The organism is Rhodohalobacter sulfatireducens (assembly GCF_022012475.1).
Lineage (GTDB): Bacteria > Bacteroidota > Rhodothermia > Balneolales > Balneolaceae > Rhodohalobacter > Rhodohalobacter sulfatireducens.
Map to the genome: position 1 here is coordinate 12,799 of NZ_JAKLWS010000042.1, position 18,698 is coordinate 31,496.

The following is an 18,698-nucleotide window of genomic DNA, read 5'->3' on the forward strand; positions in this document are numbered from 1 at the left end:
TCATATTTGTACTGAAGGCTTTTACCTTCGTTCGATTATAATAACTACCCTGAAACGGTTTAAATTTACGGTCTGTCTTTTTTTTAATAATTCTATTCAGCGTTTTAAAGATATAGAGAATGAGTGGTCCCAGGGAGAACGCCCTAATGATGACATGACGTTTATGGTCTTTAAAAAAATTATGGATCGTGCCTATGGCACTCTCACCGTTTAGCTTTCTCTATCCCCGGAATAAATTCCGGGGTTATAAGATCCGCATCCGCAGGGCGGATTTGGAGATCTTGCTTGATTACTTAATACAAAATGAATCAGCGTAAGTTACTTGCATTCTTTTCACACTCTTTCCTTTGTACGAATTTTTTAAAATCCCACAAACCTGTTGTGTACCTCAAACAGCGTAGCTGCGCCCAATCCAGTATCCCAGGGATTCATCCCTGGGGTAATTAGCGAACACGAACAAGTGAGTGCCGTCAGGCACGTTCCATATCCCTGAGGCTGTGGTGAATTGCTCTTGATTGTACCATGCAAGATTGACACTCAACTTTACTGATCGTACCTACGGCACTCTTTCCAGATTGACTCACTCGATCCCCGGAATGAATTCAGGGGTCATAATATCATAATCCGCTCCGCGGATTTGTTGATGCTGCTCGATTATTTGAGTTTAAATTGAATCAACGTTATTTACTTGCAAGCTTTTCACACTCTTTGCTTTGTACGAATTTTTCAAAATCCGCAAACCTGTTGTGTACCTCAAGCAGCGTAGCTGCGCCCAATCCTGTAACCCAGGGATTCATCCCTGGGGTAGTTAGCGAACCTAAACAAGTAAGTGCCGTCAGGCACGTTCCATACCCCTGAGGCTGTGGTGACTTGCTCTTGATCGTACGAAGAAAGATTGACACCACTTTTACTATACGTACCTACGGCACTCTTTCCAGATTGACTCCCTCGATCCCCGGAATGAATTCCGGGGTTCCAATATCATCATCCGCTTCGCGGATTGGAAAGAATGAGACTTCAATCCTCAAAAATAAATAGCCAAGAGGTATAGCGTTTTTCTCTTTGTTAACGAAGGGTTTATCATTCCGGTTCGTTAAACCTTAATAGATTAGTGACGTGGGTATGATCTATGGTTTGGCTTCAGATTTTTTCGAAAAAACTGTAAGGAATTCCACTTTCCAAGTTCATACAAGAAGAGAATAATAATTAAAATCCAATATTTTGGGTAACACATATTATCAGATGTATGTACAAACTGTTTTCCCAGTCAAATACAGAAAAGCGATGATCAACGACCTATGGAGACCGGGACTCCAGGGTGTTATCGGAAAAATAATCAATGATACCGAGTGCAAAACAATCATCATAAATGGTGTTGAAGATCATATTCACTGTCTATTTAGCCTAAAGCCTTCACTTTCTCTTTCTGAGGTTATGAAAGAAGTCAAAGCCAAATCTTCAAAGTGGATCAATGAGAGTGGTTTTATTGAACACCGGTTTGAGTGGCAGCCGGGTTACGGTGCGTTTTCATACAGCCAATCTCAATTGGGTTCTGTACATCGGTATATAAAGAATCAACAGGAGCATCATCAACAGATGAGCTTCAAGCAGGAGTACATCAAATTGCTTGATAAATTTCAGGTTGAGTATGATGAACGGTTTCTTTTTGATGAGTTGATATAAGGACATAGTTGTCAGTCCCACTCTAAATGGATCGTACCTACGGCACTCATTCCAAGATGAGAACCTCAATCCCCGGAATGAATTCCGGGGTTACAATATCATCATCCGCTCCGCGGATTGGAAAGAATGACACATCAACTCTACTTATATCCGTGAATTGAAAGTTGTACCTCAAGCAGCGTAGCTGCGCCCAATACTGTAACCCAGGGATTCATCCCTGGGGTAGTTAGCGAACCTGAACAATTGAGTGCCGTCAGGCACGGCCCATATCCCTGCGGCTGTGGTGACTTGCTCTTGATCGTACCATGTAAGATTGACACCACTTTTACTGAACGTACCTACGGCACTCTTTCAAAGATAAGGTCCTCGATCCCCGGAATGAATTCCGGGGTTACAATATCATCATCCGCAGGGCGGATTTGGAGATCCTGCTTGATTACTTATTACAAATTGAAACAACGTTATTTACTTGCAAGCTTTTCACACTCTTTGCTTTGCACGAATTTTTTAAAATCCCGCAAACCTGATGTGTACCTCAAGCAGCGTAGCTGCGCCCAATCCTGTAACCCAGGGATTCATCCCTGGGGTAGTTAGCGAACCTGAACAAGTGAGTGCCGTCAGGCACGTTCCATACCCCTAAGACTTCGGCGGCTTGTGAAGATCGCCTTTTTTGTATTACGTGTTATACATGTACACATATCCGTTCACAATTTGAGCGATGACCGGTTCAACTTCGCATCAGTCAGCAGCCGGACAGGTATCTGAGATCGTTTAAAAGTATCCCTTTGGAGCAGATCTTCAATTTTATACCCATACCAGGAAATCCTGCAGCAATAGACTTTTCCCACAAAAAAATGATGAAAACCGGGAGGTAGATGGGTTCAAAGAGTCACTTAGGCGAGCTTTTGTTTTAAGCAACTCCTTTTAATGTAGCCAGGTTTTCCCCTCATTACCAAATCGTTTTTATGATATATGAGTAATATTAGATAATAGTTATCAATAGCATACTAAACATGACTGATAGTAGATCAACTATAGTTTCATTTAACTCGATCTCTTCAAAAACTATGGGAATCATGTACGTTTATTTATGAATATCGTTCTTTGAATCGAGTTCAATGCCCTCTAATTTCACAACCGGGACCGTTACGTATCTTGAACTTATCATGAATCATTATTGATATGTATTGGATCTCGGCGATATGATCAATGATTCGATCACATATCTGACCTTCTACATAGGTGTAAATATCAGATAAACACTCTTTTAACCAGGAAGACCTCTTGTAAACAAGACTTATTCTCCATTAAACTTCTCGGCTCGAATAACCTCGACATCTTCCAGGTAAACGATTCCTGAATACTTGTTAAAACACTCTTCAACAATCTTACTCCCTATCTCCTCTGCAATTGATTTATTTTTGACGATCACCTCGATTCGCACTGTCGAAAAGTCATCCACCACCGATGCCCTCTCTGACGTATAATGCTGGTGATGAGCTCCTTTACCCCCCGCAGGAACCACCGTATATCCACGGGCACCACTTGATTCAATAATATCAAGGATTTTCGGCGTCAGAATTTTTTCAGCGATAATCACAGCTTTTTTTGCTTTGTGAAATGTCATGTTTATGTCCTCCGGGTAAGTTGGTTTGATAAAGAGATCGGATTTAAAATACAATTTGTGCAAGTGCTATAAAGAGCGGAATTCCCACGGCGATAGCAATCGGTGTTCCCACACTGGTGGAAGCGCCAATGTAGGCCGATGGATTCGCAGAGGGAATGCCGGCCCGCAGTGTAGGCGGTCCCGAGATGTCGGAGTTGGACGATGCGATTACAGCCAGAATCACCACGCCTCCCGCACTGAATCCAACCAGAAGGTGGGCGATGTATCCCAAGCCAAATGCGATGAGCCCATGCATTAAAGGAGCCAGGGCGGCATAGACGGCATACCAGTGAGCAACACTTCGCAGCTCCTTGATCCGGTCATATGCCTCCATTCCCATAATCAGCATAAGGATTGAAAGAAAGCCCCGGAATAACGGATCGTAAAAGGAGTGCAGCACAGAGTCTGAATTGGTCAGAAGTCCGAGGGCTAATCCGAGCAACAATGCGGACAAGGCAGATCCTCTCAAACTCTCCTTGATGATATTCCACACATTGACGTCGGTATCCTCCCCTTTTTCCTGCTTTTTCAGGTGAATGTTCGCCACCACAATGGCAAGTATCAGGGCCGGGATATCCATAAAGGGGTACAGAGCCGGTGCCCATGCTTCAAAGGGGATAGATTCCTCTTCAAGCACCACAATGGCAACAGCCAGCGTTGATGCACTTACTGCCCCAAAGAGTCCGGCCGTTGCAATTCCGTCCTCTTTGTCAACCCCGGGCAGGATTGAAAAAACAGTGATACCGATCCTTACAGTCAGCAAACCGATTAAGATCGACAGGAAGGCCGGAAGTGCCATTTCCAGCAGGTTTGCTTCCCGGATCTCGATGCCGCCCTCCAGCCCTATCTTCATGAGCAACATAAAGACGATAAACTGATAGATGGCATTGGGTATTTTTAGCTTACTTCCAAGTGCAGCGACCAGCATCCCGCCAATCAGGAACCCCAGTGTGGGTGATTGAAATTGTACCAGGAATCGAATAAAAAAATCCGCAATAAAGTCCATTTAAATGATCTGCGAGTTTTAAAGTTTCGTGGCATCGTACTGTCTATGATATCATCACAAAAACCACGTTTTTTAATGCGGGCATAAACTAACATCTAAGATGTATAAATAAACTTTAATTATTTTTATATAGACCATAAACAATACTATATACTTTGGGTTAGGTCTGATATGGAACATCTCTATATGCAAAGGCCGATTCCGTAAACCGTGCGAGTATTGTCTTTTATTTAATCCCCTGATTCAAACTGTTTCGATACGTGATGTGTGAAGTGCGAGTTTTATTGAAGTCATTGGTTGAGTGACTCAAGCACTGACTATGTTTAGTGCAAAATCAGTTATCATATTCCATTTGTGCTTTTTTGATATGCGATTGTAGATATGCAATCTCTGATCTATTTTATCCTCCACAGCAGTTCTCAATTCATAACCCTGCATGCCAATAAACGGCAACAAAAACAGCAAAGCGCAAATTATTTTTTCTGTTTTCGTGCTTTCGTGGCCTGTTTCATCAGGCCAGATCCTATTGCATAATTCACATCAATTTTGTTAAAAACTATTGGCATGCATAGATTTCTTGCATCAAAAAAGAAATAGATCTGTCAATCTAAACTCTCCGTAATGAAACCAACCAAACGGGACTGGAAAATCTTTCGTGATATGCTGCCGGAACTGCGAGAACGTTATCTCGCCGAACGCAACCAAACATTTATCACTCTTTTGAAAAGCGATGAACGAACACCAACGGAGCAGTTCTGGGATACGCTGGAGGCCATGAAGAAAGAAGCAAAAATACTGCAAGACTGCCTGAATGGATACACAAAATCCAACATGGATATGCGAATCCTGCTGATGCTCCGCCACGGCCTCATGAAAGAGGAGGATCTGGATGGGTTTAGTGAAGAGCTGCGGGAATGGGTACGAAAAGTAAGACAGTAAAAAGAATCGAGGGTATTGTGAAGATATGCAATATGCGATCTCTGATCTTTTTTACTTCACACTCACCGGGAGATTAAGGAATACCAATAACCGTATTCAAATTTTATTAAAAAGACAGCCAATATTCGGCTGCCTACTAATTTAATAATCACTTTAAAATTTCAGATCTATCAGTTCTCCTGATAGATCTTAAGCAACTCTTTGCGTTTATAAAGCCGTTCACCAATGTGAACTTTTGAACTCCCAAATGTTGCAGAAGCTTGTGCAATAAGTTTTTTCTCGTTTTCTGAGAGATTATTTTCCAGACGAACTGAACCTGCAGATCCCTGATCTTTATACATAAGCAAAAGAACCTGTCGAACTTCATTTATGAAATTAAAGGCCCGGCAGTGCAAGAAAATATTGAGGACCAGGTCCGGTTCTGGAGAATCGCTGATTCGCTTTGGAAATGTGGCCAAAATGGTGACCTGTCCGTTTTTAACCTCTGCCACTTCAGCCCAAATCCCTTTAAACATGGCAATCCATTTAATACCTGCCTGGGTAAAGGAATGATTAAGTTCTTTTAGCTCTTCGGCATTGAGCGTTATGTTGTATTTGCTTTTTTGATCGTTATTTGATTGCATAAGATGTAACGTTTTATGAAGATTTTGGTTCGTTACATCAAGACAGATAAGATGGGACTCGTATAATTGGATATCGAATCTAACTATCCCACATCGCTGAAACCACCGTGCCCGAGAAGGCCGGTTGGTAATTCGGCGGTAGACGAATTTCTTGACTTTTTTTGAAGATAAATATTGGTCAGAAATTCTCAACTTGTTTTAAAGGCTGTATTTTCGACCCTGCCACACTCAATTAGTGTGATTAGGTAATCAATTAATTGGATATGAAGATAACTGGAACTGATAAGTTGCTTCACTAATGACTAAAAGCTTTTAAATTGAAAACTGACAGGAAAGAAAATAAATGTGACTAATGATTTATTAGGTACAACGTATTCAAAAGTTCGGAAATCTATTATTTTTAATCTTCTTCTTTAATTCTTCAATTGTGTAAGGAGGTTTTTTTTTGTGGAGCATTGCATGACAGTTGGGACAAACAGGTACAAGATCTTTTTTGGGATCTACGAAATATGTACCATCTATTTCTGACAAGGGTATTTTGTGATGCACATGAATGAAACCTTCTCCTATTTTGCCATAGATTTCTCCAAAATTCAAGGAACATACCTTGCAGGTTGTACCATAAAGTTCAATGCATGCTGCTCGATTAATATTGCTCCGTTCATATCTTGTATTTGTAACTATATATGCCTCTCCTTCCTCCTCTACTGAATATCTATTTTCATTATCAATGGGCTCAAGAGGTAATAAAGAAATGCATAGACCAAAAAAAGAAATAACCCAAGGAAATACTTTTTCAAAGTCTTGATCAATTTCCTCTCCAAAAATAATCTGCCCCTTTCGCATTGAGATATCAATACTATTCCAGTTTATAGGCCATTGACTCGGCTCATTTGGTTTATAAGATTGTTTATTTATTTGAAGATTTAAATCAGCTCCTTTCTCCAACAAGGATTCAGCGAAAACTTTGAAAGCAGCGCGCTGATTCTGATTAGAAGCCTCCATGGCGTTTACCAAATCTCTCGCAAAACTGCCCGGAACAAACTTGATTTCAACACTCCTCCACTTTAATTTTGTGAGGATTTTGAAACCAACCGTTCTTGCAAGATCTGATGGCCTAACAGTAATCGTTCTGTTGCCATGAAAACTTTCTATATTAACTGAAACATCAATACCGAATCGTTCTCTAAGTATTGATGAAGCATTATTTTCAGTAAGCATCCTATTCTTCTTCTAAAACTGGTTCAGGCAGATCTTCAACAAGTTTTCGCAGAATTCTTGAAACCTCGAATCTTAAATCCTGCATATGGTTTTTGGTTGTTTCACTCATTGTACGAAGCTCAGCTTCGATTAAAGACCAGAGCAAGGAATCCATACCCTGTATCAAGACTCCTGATGAAAGGTTAGGCACATAAACCTTACTGTAATAAGGATGGCCTGTATTAATTAAGACAGCTCGATTTCCATCTACAAGGGCCGGCTTCCAAAGCAAGCCATCAACAATGCTTTCGACTGGCTTGACAAATACTTGGCCCGGCTTAACCGATGACTCTATATCCAATTTAATACTCACTTTGCCAGATTTATTGGTAACCTCTACATCATTCTGTTCCTCATCAACAACATCAATTTCAGCTCCTTTCAGATCCTTTTCCTTGCCTGAAATATTCCTGTTTGACTCATCATGAGCATCTTCCGATTCTTCTTGGACTTTTTTCTTCTTGCCGGTCCTATATCTGTCATTAGCAGCAGTTCTAGGTGCAGGAAGAAATCTTTCGTGTACGAACTTGTAAAGTTCTTCATTTAGAATTATTTGAGATTTTTTTATATCAACCTGAAATGCCTCATCCAATTCATGATTAAATGAGAACTCAATTCTAAGAAGAGAGTAGTGAGGTTCCTTAGTGTACATTCCCAGCCAATCTGCAGGATGTATCAATCTGTTTTCTCTGTAAATGTAAATGCCTTGATTATCATTATTTATCTTGGCGCTCTCAGCAGCTTCCTCAGTACTGAAATTTTCATTGCGTGGTAGTACGAATGCCCGAATCTGAAACTCAGTTTCTGTTCCATCCCCAACCTCTACTTTGATACTCTCATCAGCCACCATTTCAGTTTGTGGTTCTGATTCAAAAAATGGATTCCAAGGATCTATAGGTTTACCATTTAGATTCATCTCTATATTCCTTGCACGATCATCTTCAGGATCTAGAAATCGTTGATAAATCATTCCAGCATGTTCACGAAAACTCTTTACTCGTTTGTCCAAAGCTCTTTGCTCATATTTCCCCCCCGGAGTCGCATATTCTTTCAACAGTCTGTCAATAGTACCCCATATTACAAGAGTGCCTGATGAATTCTCAGCAGTTTTCTCAAGGTACTTTTTTTCAAAATTAGTTGGGCTCTCCAATAACAGCTCCCACTCAGCAACTTTCACCACGTGGTCAAGATCCCATGTAGCTTTTAGTGGTTCAACATCTGCGGAATGTCTAGTAATAACAGATAATCTCCTGCAATAGGCAGTTGATGCAGTTTTTAGCCCGAGGCCAAATTTCCCCAATCTCTTGGGGTTGTTATCACCTTTGGAGCCATATGTCATACCATCTTTCAAAGTTGTTTTATCCATTCCACAACCATTATCTGCCACCATGATTAATTTATCCCCGTCTCCGTCCATCTTGATGTAAATATCAATCTTGGTCGCATTTGCATCTACTGAGTTATCTACAATATCTGCCAATGCTGTATTGAAATCATAGCCCGTATCTCTTAATCCCTCCATTAATTTACTTGGATTGGGAGGTAAATTTACTTTATCCATAAGTCATCAGATTTTAGAATTAAATATTAATTACTTTCCAGGAACTACCGAGCTTTAATTTTCCATTTTTGTCTGTTGATATTTTATTCTGTTTCTCTAACTCGATTGAATAGATAGCATTATCATCTCGTTTCAATATTAGTTCATCACCTGCCTTTAGGCTGTGTTTTCTCATAAATTTGGTCATTCCAGTTAATCGATACTCATTTCTGGTACCACCAAAAAATATATTGTTATAGTAAATATAATTGAATGTCCATTTTTCATTCATTGGATCTGCAAATTTGATTGAATGACGTGGATTCTTGGTTTCTTTGGTTAAAGAAGGAAAGAAGCTCAATATCTCCTGCTGCTTTGGTACATGAATACCTGCTTGATGAGCACCAGTTTCACCGGTATCATTTTTTGTCAATTCTTTACTTATAGATTTTGTTCTTTTTATCATAGTTATACGAATTTCTTAATTACTTAGAATTGGTGATTTTTTCAAAGATTTTCTAATATCTGCCAGATCCTCATCCTCGCCTTCAGTTCCAATTATGGCCTCTTCTGATAGCTCTCTTTTTCTTGACAATCTTTCATTAATCACTTCTTCAACTGTATTGGGATGATAGAGCCTGTGTACAGTAACGGGTCTTCTTTGTCCCAACCTGTGAACTCTGGCTGTGGCTTGATCTTCAACAGCTGGATTCCATTCAAGATTGTAATGAATGACATGATTTGCACTTGTAATATTTAAGCCAGTACCAGCAGCTTTGGGATTCAATACCAACAAAGAAGCACCCTCTCTTTCACTAAAAGCATCAACAATTTTCTGCCTTTCTTTAACAGGAATCCGCCCATCAATTTGATAACTTTTCATACCAAAATACCGAGACAGATAATCCGAAATAATATCAGACATGTTAAGGTATGAAGTAAACACCACACACTTTTCTTCATTGGACTTGATTTCGTCCATTAATTCCATAAGGCGTAAGAATTTAGTACTAGTAAAGGCAGGGTCACCATCAATGCTCTCATCAAGTAATTTGGGATGGGCACAAAATTGCCTGAGTTTGACTATTGATACCAAACTCGCATTGGCCTCATATTTCCTTTCAATCTCCAGCCTAATTTCTTCATATTTCCGACTTGCTTCATCAGAAAGGGGTATTGGTTGAGGAATAATAATTTTTTCAGGCAAATTGTTGGCTACTTCAGGTATGGTTCTTCTTAGGATAAAAGGAGAAACTATCTGTTCAACTCTTTTTGCATCCTCAATCGAATCTTGATAATTAGTCTCAAAATATTCTCTATCCCCAAGAAATCCTTTATTGCAAAAATCCATTATTGACCATAGATCAGTCAATGAATTTTCTACAGGTGTACCAGTAACTGCTATGTATACATCACTATCCAGTTTTTTTAAAATATTAGCTCTTTGGGTCTCTGGATTTTTTATTGCCTGGGCTTCATCTATGACAAAAAAGGACCAGTTTATCATGTTCAACATCGAATAATCTCTAACAGCAGTATCATAAGAGCTTATGACGATATCATACTCTTTGATGTATGAAGGAAATCCAGTGCGATCTGATCCTATGTGGATTAAGATCTTTAGATCAGGAGCAAATTTTTTAATCTCTCTTCGCCAGTTCTCCAACAATGTTGCTGGAGCTATAACCAATGTTGGTGAAGGCATTTCCCTGTTGTTCAATAGAACTAATGCAATAATTTGAATAGTCTTTCCCAGTCCCATTTCATCTGCTAAAATACAACCCAGACGCTCTTGTGCTATCATATTCAGCCAAAAAACACCAGTACGCTGGTAATCATAAAGTGTAGCCTCGAATCCGTTCTCGTCAAGTTTGGCTTGAACATCTAAATTCTGATCGATTAAATCTTCTTTATCGAGAATTGCATCTTCAGATGTGATCTCTACGTATTCGGGTGCCCCCTTGGCTATCTCTATACATTTTGACAGGTTTATTGGCCCTGAAGATTCAAGCTCAAAGTCCTCAAATAGGGAATGGATTTGATCCATTTCAGACTTGAGTATTGGGTACCACTGAGAATCCAGGATAAGCTGATCTGAATCGGGGAGTTTTTTTAGGTCTACTCTTATGTTTTCACCAACCGCTTTTAGTAATAAATGTGGTTTGACTTTCTTTGTCTCAGGAATTAAAAGCTTAACTTCAATAGAAAGGGGAAAACGGTGAAATTTTAGGTTTTTGAGTTCAATAGATGGTTTATTTCTTATGTTGGTCCCATGAATCTCCTTTTTATCTTTGTACTCAACCTTTACTATATCTGATGAATTTATTTTAATTAATTGTCCTGAGTCAACAAATACAACCTCCCCATTTTTAATTTGCCACTGATTGGTATTTGACACTTCAGTTCTATTCCGAGCATCTTGGTTAAGAGATTTCATGATTTGTACTATCTCAAGTAGAATTAATTGCAGGCATACCTATAAAAACCTATTTAAAGATTTTTTGCAAAACATCTGCATTAATTTGACTATAAGAAAATTATATACTTGGTTTTTTCCCGCATCATTACTGTAAAATTTCGTTACTTAAAAAGACAGATATGCATTATTTTTAAAGAAAATAAAAAGTATTTCAGGTCTTTTATAGTTTTTTTAAAAACTCTTCTTTGATATGTAAGAATTATGTTTATATTTGGGACAAAATGTCAAAAAAAGTCCCAGATCATGGAAAAATTTAATACTCTCAGAGAAAAAGCAGGATTATCAATCGAAGAAGTTGCAGAGCTTACTAACTATAGTAAAAGACATGTATACAGATGGGAGAATGGAAAAATTAAACCCAAGAAGCCAATCCTAGATGAATTATCTCGAATAGCTGAGAATGGTATTTCTTTTAAAGCCAATGGCAAAACAGAATTTACTTTCATTGATTTATTTGCAGGAATTGGAGGAATGAGGAAAGGTTTTGAAAGTGTTGGTGGAAAATGTGTGTTTACAAGTGAGTGGAATAAATATGCCCGGCAAACCTATGCTGCTAATTTTGAAATGGACCATGATATTGCAGGGGACATAACAAAAATATCAGAGAAAGATATACCTGAACACGATGTTTTGCTTGCTGGATTTCCTTGTCAACCTTTCTCTATTGCAGGCGTTTCAAAGAAAAACTCCCTTGGAAATCCACATGGTTTTGAAGACAAGACGCAAGGTACTTTATTTTTTGATATTGCAAGAATTCTCAAGCATCATAAACCGTCTGCCATTTTATTGGAGAATGTTAAAAATCTTGTAAGTCATGACAAGGGGAAAACTTTTCAGGTGATTAAAGACACACTTCAAGAACTGGATTATTTCTTTGATACCCGAATAATTGATGCAAAATCTTTTCTTCCACAACATAGAGAAAGAATTTTTATTGCTGGATTCAGAACTGATTTAGGATTTGATTTTTCAGAATTAGATATACCTGATGTGAATTCCGGTCCTAAACTTAAATCAATTTTACATCCCCAAGATGGAAGCGAAGAGGAAGAATTACCTTTTACAATTGGTGAAAAAGCCAAAGTTAATCCTAAATACACTTTAAGTGACAAACTCTGGAATTACCTCCAAGATTATGCTGAAAAGCACAGAAAAAAGGGAAATGGTTTTGGTTTTGGATTGGTAGGTCCCGAAGATACTACCAGAACCTTGTCTGCTAGATACTATAAAGACGGATCCGAAATTTTGCTTAAACAAGAAGGAAAAAACCCTCGAAGATTAACACCTCGTGAATGTTCTCGATTGATGGGATTTGATAGAACCGGAGAAAATGGATTTGAAATACCTGTTTCAGATACCCAAGCTTATAAACAATTTGGTAATGCAGTGGCCGTACCTGTTGTGGAAGAGATTGCCAAATTTATAAAGCCTTTTATTCTGGAAGAGAAGAAACAGAAAGGGCAATTATTTATGTTTTCAGGAACCACTGATGATGGCAAGAATGAATATTTATCTAAAAGTGGTTAATGGAATTATTATTTAAATGATGACTTCTAAATACAATAATAAAGTAGTCTATGAAAAAGAAACTGCATAACAATGAGAAAATTCAATGAAGCCTAAATTAATTAGTTGGATTGATGATGTTAAAACTCCGGGGTACATATGCTACATAAAGCGACTTTCAGGAAATGATACACTCGCAAATGGTTCTCATCAAGCAGGTCCATATGTACCTAAAAAAGTACTACTAGGCGTATTTCCATCTCTTAAAAATAAAAATGAGAAAAATCCAGATATATGGTTCGATTTATTCATTGATTCCCATAATGACCAAAATGAAGTACGGGCAATTTGGTACAACAATAAATTTCATGGAGGGACAAGGAATGAAGCTCGTTTGACTAATTTCGGAGGTTCTAATTCTGCTTTACTTGATCCTGATAACACAGGAGCTCTTGTTGTTTTTGCCTTTTTATTGGACAATAAATGTCAAACTGAAGTTTGCAGAGTTTGGATTTGCAGTGATGAGTTAGAAGAGCGAATAGTTGAAGATTGGGTTGGACCAATTGATCCGGGGCAATGGCAAATATGGTATGATGAAGAATTTGATTGTGCAAAAACTCTGGTGACTGATTATGAGAAAGACCTTACAAAAAAATCTTGTTGGCTAGATAAGGATGAAATTCCAAAAGGATGGCTGGAAAATTATCCCAGTGGTTTGGAGATAATAAAAAAGACCGTTGAACTAAGGCCCAGTTACAAGCTACTTCCCGATGAAAGGATAATTAAAAGACGGGAATGTGAATTTGAAGTCTTTAAGAGCTTGGAAGAAGCTGTAGAATTTCCAAGAATAAAAAAAGGGTTTAAAAATATAGATGAATTTTTGTCAAGAGCACAGAGTATTCTTCAACGCAGAAAATCACGTTCTGGATATTCACTGGAATTACATACAAAAGAAATCTTTTTGGAAGAAAATTTAAAAGAGAGTGTACATTTTTCACATCAACCAGAATCAGAAAAAGGGAAAAAGCCAGACTTTCTTTTTCCGTCTGAAGAAGCTTATAAAAATTCAGGTTTTCCGACTTCTAATCTTAAAATGCTTGCAGTAAAAACTACATGTAAAGATAGATGGCGTCAGATTCTTAATGAGGCAGAAAGAATTGAAAAAAAGCATTTGTTAACTATCCAAGAAGGTGTTTCAGAGAACCAATTTAATGAAATGAAAAAATCTAGTGTTCAGTTAGTAGTACCTGAACCTCTCTTCAAAAAATATCCTGAAAAAATTAGACCACAGCTTCAAACACTTGAGAGTTTTATTAAAGAGGTTAAAACTTGATTATTATTTTAAATTATTTTGAAGGTTATTGGCTAATCCAGCTAATGTTTTGGTCTTTTTATCCGGTTTCATCTCACACTCCCAAACAACAATAACATTCCATCCCAAATCTTCCAATTCCTGAATATGCTTTTCATCACGTTCCTTATTTCCGTAAAGCTTCTCTTTCCACCATTCTGTTCGGGTTTGAGGAATTTTAAAATATTTGCAATCCTCATGCGCATGCCAAAAACACCCATGTACAAAAATGACTGTATTGTATTTAGGCATGACCAGATCCGGCTTTCCCGGTAAGTCTTTTCTGTGAAGACCGTATCGAAAGCCATTGGTGTGCAGAAATTTCCGGACAATCATTTCAGGCTTGGTATCCTTGCCTGAAATCTTGCTCATGTTATAACTGCGGGTTTCCGGCTCGTGTACGTCTGCCATCTCATTAAGATTCTATGTTTTTCAATTCAATAAACTCACCTATAAAATTACCAATCTCTTCGTATTCCTCATCAAACTTCAGAACGATTTGCCTCGTTACCAGATCCACCCATTCTTTAATTTCTGATCTGTTATCAAATTCCTTTAAAAAGATTAGCATTGGGTTCTCAACAGTAAAATCATCATTAAAAAACAAACAAATATCTGTCTTAAAAGAATCTCTGTAGTTATCCTCCGCCTGATAAAGATAGGTTTTGAGTGTTCTTATCTTGTCTTTGTAATTCATGATAAAAAAGCCAGTTTCACAGTCCGTATGTCCTGAATATAGCAGCAAAAAATCAGAAACAAAGGCACTTATCTCAATATCTCCTAGCTGAAGATATATCCGAACGCAGAGATGTTAAAGCGTAGATGATAGATTCATTTGACTGCATGCATTTAATATCGAATCGCGCCTGATGAATATCAACCTCTGCGTTCCACTGCGATCCCAGCCTGTCCCGAACCGTCGGGGCGGTTTTAGAAACTTAACCGTCGAGTGCACAAAGCGGCACTGTTAGTTCTGCAGAAATCTGCGAAACCCGACGAAATTTCAATTAAATTGCCGGAAACCAGGAATTCATCTATTTCATACAATGAAAAAATTACATTTCCATTCCGTATTCACCGGGTTCGCAGGTTTGATCCTTGCAATGAGCGTATTCGCCTGCACGGCTACAGAATCAAACAACAGTGAAAAGTCCGAAGATGATGAATATACCGTAGCTGCATACATCTGGCCGTCCACCCACCACGATGCCCGTTTTGGCGACATGTTATGGCCTGAGGGTAACGGGGAGTGGGAGGTCATAAAAAAAGGAGATCCCCGGTTCGACGGCCATTACCAGCCTAAAGTTCCCTTATGGGGTTACGAACACGATGATGACCCGGAGGTGATGGAGAAGTGGATTGAGGCCGCCACAGACCACGGAGTGAATGTGTTTATTTTTGACTGGTACTGGTTTGATGAGGGGCCGTTCCTGGAAAGCTCCCTGAACAATGGATTCCTGAAAGCCGAAAACAGGAATAAAATGCAGTTTTACCTGATGTGGGCCAACCACGATGTACGCAGGAACTACTGGAACGTACACAAATTCAGGGATGACACATCTGTAATGTGGGAAGGCGCCGTGGACATGGAAAATTTCAAAATCATCGTGGAGAGAGTCATAAACAGGTACTTCAGTCAGCCCAACTACTACAAGATTGACGGCCGGCCGGTCTATTCAGTCTTTAGCATCTACAACTTGGTAGAAAGTTTTGGCAGCGTTGAGGAAACACGAGCTGCTCTTGACTATTTCAGAGAAGAAACTATAAAAGCAGGCTTTCCCGGTTTGCATCTTCAGCTCATCGCCCTCGGTGATCCCGGCGGGGAGATTGTTCAGCAGATTGAGGCCCTGGGAGTGAATAGCATCACCAAATACAACTGGGGCGGTCCGCATCCCGAGGATTACATTCAGTGGGGCACCGAATCGAAGGAGCGCAGAAAACAGTGGGATGAAGCGCTCTCCATCCCCTACTTCCCTAATGCCTCAATCGGTTGGGATGATACACCCCGCTTCCCTGAAAAAGGAAAGGAGGATGTGGTGCACTACAACAACTCGCCCGAAAGTTTTGCCGCTTTCCTGTACAAAGCCAAAGAGTATAGTGATGCACACCCGGAGCAGCCAAAGCTGATCACTGTTTTTTCCTGGAATGAATGGGTTGAAGGAGGTTACCTGCTGCCCGACATGAAATATGGATTCGGCTATCTGGAAGCTGTGAAACGGGTGTTCAAGGAGGATTACAATCCCTATTCTGAACAATGATTCGACCGAAACCGATGGTCGTGATATTAAATCTGGATTGGCGACTACGGTGCACTGCATCGTATAAATTTGAACTCCTTTTTGTGGATCATATAACAGACACCAGGGCAGGAAAATAAAACCTCCGAGCTCCTCAGCGATCCCTGCCTGTCCCGAACCGTCGGGGCGATTTAAACTATAGAAACCGCGGAGGGCGCAGGGTGACGCTGAGTGAGTCTCTAACCAATGATTATTGTAAGTATTTGGCTGTTTCTGGTTCATACAGTAAAGAACCCAAATGTATGAGCTATGAATTCACCGAAAAAACAAGCAAATGACGGTGCCCTCGATATTCTGCAACATCTTGATGGCGATCTTGAAAAGAAACGTCCGGTCACATTTTGGTTCTACTCCGATTTTGAATCGAACCTGTACAAGACTGCCCATAGACTACAGGAAGATGGTTATGTGATTATACATTGTGATCAATCAGACATTTCGAACAATTGGCTGCTCATTGCTGAAAAAGAGATCTCTCCAAGCCCTGAAAATCTTGAAACTCTCTTTTATCATTTCGAAGATTTGGCTAAAGAAATGGGCGTATTTTTTGATGGATGGGAAACCAGAATTGAAATGAGTTGAACAAAAAATAATCTCAGCGTTCCTCAGCGATCCCTGCCTGTCCCGAACCGTAGGGGCGGTTATAATTAAAGAAACCGCCGAGGACGCAGGGTAACGCTGAGTAGGATTTGAGTGTATTCCACGTTCAAAACCTTAATAGGATGAGGCTTTCAATGCAGGTAAACCGTCACATCACCGCCTGATACCATCGAAGCCGTTTTTTATCACTTTAAAGATCTGGCTCAACAGATAATGGTATTCTTTTAGGATTGGGAAACGAGAATCGAAATGGTGTGAGCTAATAATCCCCGCGTTCCACTGCGATTCCCTGCCTGTCCCGAACCGTCGCGGCAGGCCGAGGGCGTGGAGTGACGCAGGGGAAAATACCCACGGCTTCTACGTTCGGGATTTCCAGTACCCCGTGCTTCGCCTTAAGTCCATAACAGCAAATATGGTAATATGTTTTTTTGCTACTGAATAGATAATTCCAAATGGAAAGCGAGACACTAAGAACCTTCTTTCATAGTTCGTGATTTTAGTTCCCGAAGAAGGTTGCTGTTCAATAACATCCAGAACTTTTTCAACTTCATTAATAAAATCATCCCCAAGACCAACAACTTGATCCTCGTAATATTCAGCTGCTTTAAAAAATTCTTTTCTGGATTCTGAATGAAATTTAATAGTCACTATTAAAGACGTTTTCTTGCTTCACTCAAAACATCCGAAGCAGAATGAAGAGAAGCCTCACCTGATTTAAGGGATTCTTTCCTTTTTTGGACTTCATCAATCCATGCCTGTTCAATTTCCGGATCAATTTTACCATGAATGCTTTGCAATAATTTATCAGCCAGACGTGCTTTCTCTTTTTTACTGAGATTCAGGGCTGAACTTTCAATCTCTTTTAAATCGGTAATCATATGAAAAATGTTTGGTTTAACTGAATGTAATTATTAACGATGAAAACCGGAAGAAATTAGATAATTGAAGTCGAACCTCTACAAGACAGCTGATAAACTACAGGAAGATGGGTATGAGATTGTACATTGTGATCAATCAGACATTTCGAATAATTGGCTGCTCATTGCTGATAAAGAGATCTCTCCAAGCCCTGAAAATCTTGAAACTCTTTTTTATCATTTCGAAGATTTGGCTAAACAAATGGGGGTATTTTTTGATGGATGGGAAACCAGAATTGAGATGAGTTGAACAAACAACCTCAGCGTTCCTCAGCGGATCCCTGCCTGTCCCGAACCGTCGGGGCAGGCGGGGTGCGTCAGGGTGACGCGGTGGAAAATACACGATATGAAGAGAATTTTTTAAAGAATTCCCTGTATCCCAACTCCGGGTTTGCTCCTACCAACTCCGCAAGAACTCCCGCAGGCTTAAGACGAGCTACGGAGATGATTAGGAGAAAAATTGATGAATCTGACCACCCGTTAAAATATTGGCTTTTTCATGGGCAGAAGCCCGCTCTCAATCCATCGGGATATCGCCCGTATCTCATAAACTTTGGGGTGATACGAGAGATATGTCTGAATTCTATTTTAACTCGTTGCGAAGGTCCTCGGTCAACAAAGCATTAGCGTAGTTGACCTCCTTCGACAACGCCTACAGGAAGCTCCGCTTCTCCTATTGCAAAAAAATCAACCTTTTCAGCAACCCCTCGATTACGATTTAAACCTATTCACATTCATCAACTCGGGGTCTCTTTTATGGCCACTTTTTAACCCAGGGTTACGCTCATTTCAATCGCTCACCCCGGGCTATATTATTTTAGCTCTTTCAGA

18 protein-coding genes and 1 riboswitch are annotated in these 18,698 nt (G+C 39.6%); of the genes, 7 read left to right on the top strand and 11 right to left on the bottom strand.

Annotated features, from left to right (window positions below; all coding sequences use genetic code 11):
- Nucleotides 1–1,221 precede the first annotated feature (1,221 nt).
- A complete protein-coding gene (gene tnpA / locus L6773_RS19335) occupies nt 1,222–1,683 on the top strand; it encodes an IS200/IS605 family transposase (RefSeq protein ID WP_255727806.1) in 462 nt (153 codons plus the stop codon).
- A 1,297-nt stretch (nt 1,684–2,980) separates the two neighbouring features.
- Here tnpA and L6773_RS19340 read toward each other — a convergent pair.
- On the bottom strand, nt 2,981–3,310 hold the full coding sequence (locus tag L6773_RS19340) for a P-II family nitrogen regulator (RefSeq protein ID WP_237856224.1): 330 nt from the start codon (nt 3,308–3,310) through the stop codon (nt 2,981–2,983).
- Between the two features lie 43 nt (nt 3,311–3,353).
- Nucleotides 3,354–4,355 carry a sodium-dependent bicarbonate transport family permease gene (locus L6773_RS19345; RefSeq protein WP_237856225.1) on the bottom strand — a complete coding sequence of 334 codons (1,002 nt, stop codon included), beginning with the start codon at nt 4,353–4,355 and terminating at the stop codon, nt 3,354–3,356.
- 621 nt (nt 4,356–4,976) lie between these two features.
- Here L6773_RS19345 and L6773_RS19350 point away from each other — a divergent pair.
- Nucleotides 4,977–5,294: a hypothetical protein gene (locus L6773_RS19350; RefSeq protein WP_237856226.1), complete on the top strand. Its 318-nt coding sequence runs from the start codon at nt 4,977–4,979 to the stop codon at nt 5,292–5,294.
- 170 nt (nt 5,295–5,464) lie between these two features.
- On the opposite strand, the gene L6773_RS19355 is transcribed toward L6773_RS19350, so the two are convergent.
- The 5 genes from L6773_RS19355 to L6773_RS19375 all read right to left on the bottom strand — a co-directional run bounded on the left by L6773_RS19355 (nt 5,465) and on the right by L6773_RS19375 (nt 11,154).
- Entirely contained in the window at nt 5,465–5,917 is a 453-nt protein-coding gene (locus tag L6773_RS19355) for a hypothetical protein (protein ID WP_237856227.1), read from the bottom strand.
- 52 nt (nt 5,918–5,969) lie between these two features.
- Nucleotides 5,970–6,080: riboswitch (SAM-I-IV-variant riboswitch) on the bottom strand.
- A gap of 212 nt (nt 6,081–6,292) precedes the next feature.
- On the bottom strand, nt 6,293–7,138 hold the full coding sequence (locus L6773_RS19360; protein WP_237856229.1) for an HNH endonuclease: 846 nt from the start codon (nt 7,136–7,138) through the stop codon (nt 6,293–6,295).
- Between the two features lies 1 nt (nt 7,139).
- Complete coding sequence (locus L6773_RS19365) at nt 7,140–8,738, bottom strand: ATP-binding protein (RefSeq protein ID WP_237856231.1); 1,599 nt, start codon at nt 8,736–8,738, stop codon at nt 7,140–7,142.
- Between the two features lie 19 nt (nt 8,739–8,757).
- Complete coding sequence (locus tag L6773_RS19370) at nt 8,758–9,183, bottom strand: EcoRII N-terminal effector-binding domain-containing protein (protein WP_237856233.1); 426 nt, start codon at nt 9,181–9,183, stop codon at nt 8,758–8,760.
- A 15-nt stretch (nt 9,184–9,198) separates the two neighbouring features.
- Complete coding sequence (locus L6773_RS19375) at nt 9,199–11,154, bottom strand: DEAD/DEAH box helicase (RefSeq protein WP_237856234.1); 1,956 nt, start codon at nt 11,152–11,154, stop codon at nt 9,199–9,201.
- A gap of 285 nt (nt 11,155–11,439) precedes the next feature.
- Between L6773_RS19375 and dcm the strand changes: the two genes are divergently transcribed.
- Both dcm and L6773_RS19390 read left to right on the top strand, forming a co-directional pair.
- Nucleotides 11,440–12,723 carry a DNA (cytosine-5-)-methyltransferase gene (gene dcm, locus L6773_RS19385; protein ID WP_304622116.1) on the top strand — a complete coding sequence of 428 codons (1,284 nt, stop codon included), beginning with the start codon at nt 11,440–11,442 and terminating at the stop codon, nt 12,721–12,723.
- A gap of 85 nt (nt 12,724–12,808) precedes the next feature.
- Complete coding sequence (locus tag L6773_RS19390; protein ID WP_237856235.1) at nt 12,809–14,035, top strand: type II restriction endonuclease; 1,227 nt, start codon at nt 12,809–12,811, stop codon at nt 14,033–14,035.
- 3 nt (nt 14,036–14,038) lie between these two features.
- Here the strand turns inward: L6773_RS19390 and L6773_RS19395 are convergent, their stop codons facing one another.
- The gene (locus L6773_RS19395; protein ID WP_237856236.1) at nt 14,039–14,464 is read right to left on the bottom strand and encodes a very short patch repair endonuclease; all 426 of its coding nucleotides are present in this window, start codon (nt 14,462–14,464) and stop codon (nt 14,039–14,041) included.
- A gap of 4 nt (nt 14,465–14,468) precedes the next feature.
- Nucleotides 14,469–14,750: a hypothetical protein gene (locus L6773_RS19400; protein ID WP_237856237.1), complete on the bottom strand. Its 282-nt coding sequence runs from the start codon at nt 14,748–14,750 to the stop codon at nt 14,469–14,471.
- Between the two features lie 349 nt (nt 14,751–15,099).
- On the opposite strand from L6773_RS19400, the gene L6773_RS19405 reads away from it, so the two are divergent.
- Both L6773_RS19405 and L6773_RS19410 read left to right on the top strand, forming a co-directional pair.
- Nucleotides 15,100–16,311 (top strand): glycosyltransferase WbsX family protein, encoded by a 1,212-nt coding sequence (locus L6773_RS19405; RefSeq protein WP_237856238.1) that lies wholly within the window; start codon nt 15,100–15,102, stop codon nt 16,309–16,311.
- Nucleotides 16,312–16,599: 288 nt separating this feature from the next.
- Nucleotides 16,600–16,932: a ribonuclease E inhibitor RraB gene (locus L6773_RS19410; protein WP_237856239.1), complete on the top strand. Its 333-nt coding sequence runs from the start codon at nt 16,600–16,602 to the stop codon at nt 16,930–16,932.
- A 375-nt stretch (nt 16,933–17,307) separates the two neighbouring features.
- Here L6773_RS19410 and L6773_RS19415 read toward each other — a convergent pair whose 3' ends face one another.
- Both L6773_RS19415 and L6773_RS19420 read right to left on the bottom strand, forming a co-directional pair.
- On the bottom strand, nt 17,308–17,598 hold the full coding sequence (locus tag L6773_RS19415) for a type II toxin-antitoxin system RelE/ParE family toxin (RefSeq protein ID WP_237856240.1): 291 nt from the start codon (nt 17,596–17,598) through the stop codon (nt 17,308–17,310).
- A gap of 2 nt (nt 17,599–17,600) precedes the next feature.
- Nucleotides 17,601–17,828: an addiction module protein gene (locus tag L6773_RS19420; RefSeq protein WP_237856243.1), complete on the bottom strand. Its 228-nt coding sequence runs from the start codon at nt 17,826–17,828 to the stop codon at nt 17,601–17,603.
- A gap of 64 nt (nt 17,829–17,892) precedes the next feature.
- Here L6773_RS19420 and L6773_RS19425 point away from each other — a divergent pair, with 64 nt between their 5' ends.
- Entirely contained in the window at nt 17,893–18,117 is a 225-nt protein-coding gene (locus L6773_RS19425; protein WP_237856245.1) for a ribonuclease E inhibitor RraB, read from the top strand.
- Nucleotides 18,118–18,698: the final 581 nt, after the last annotated feature.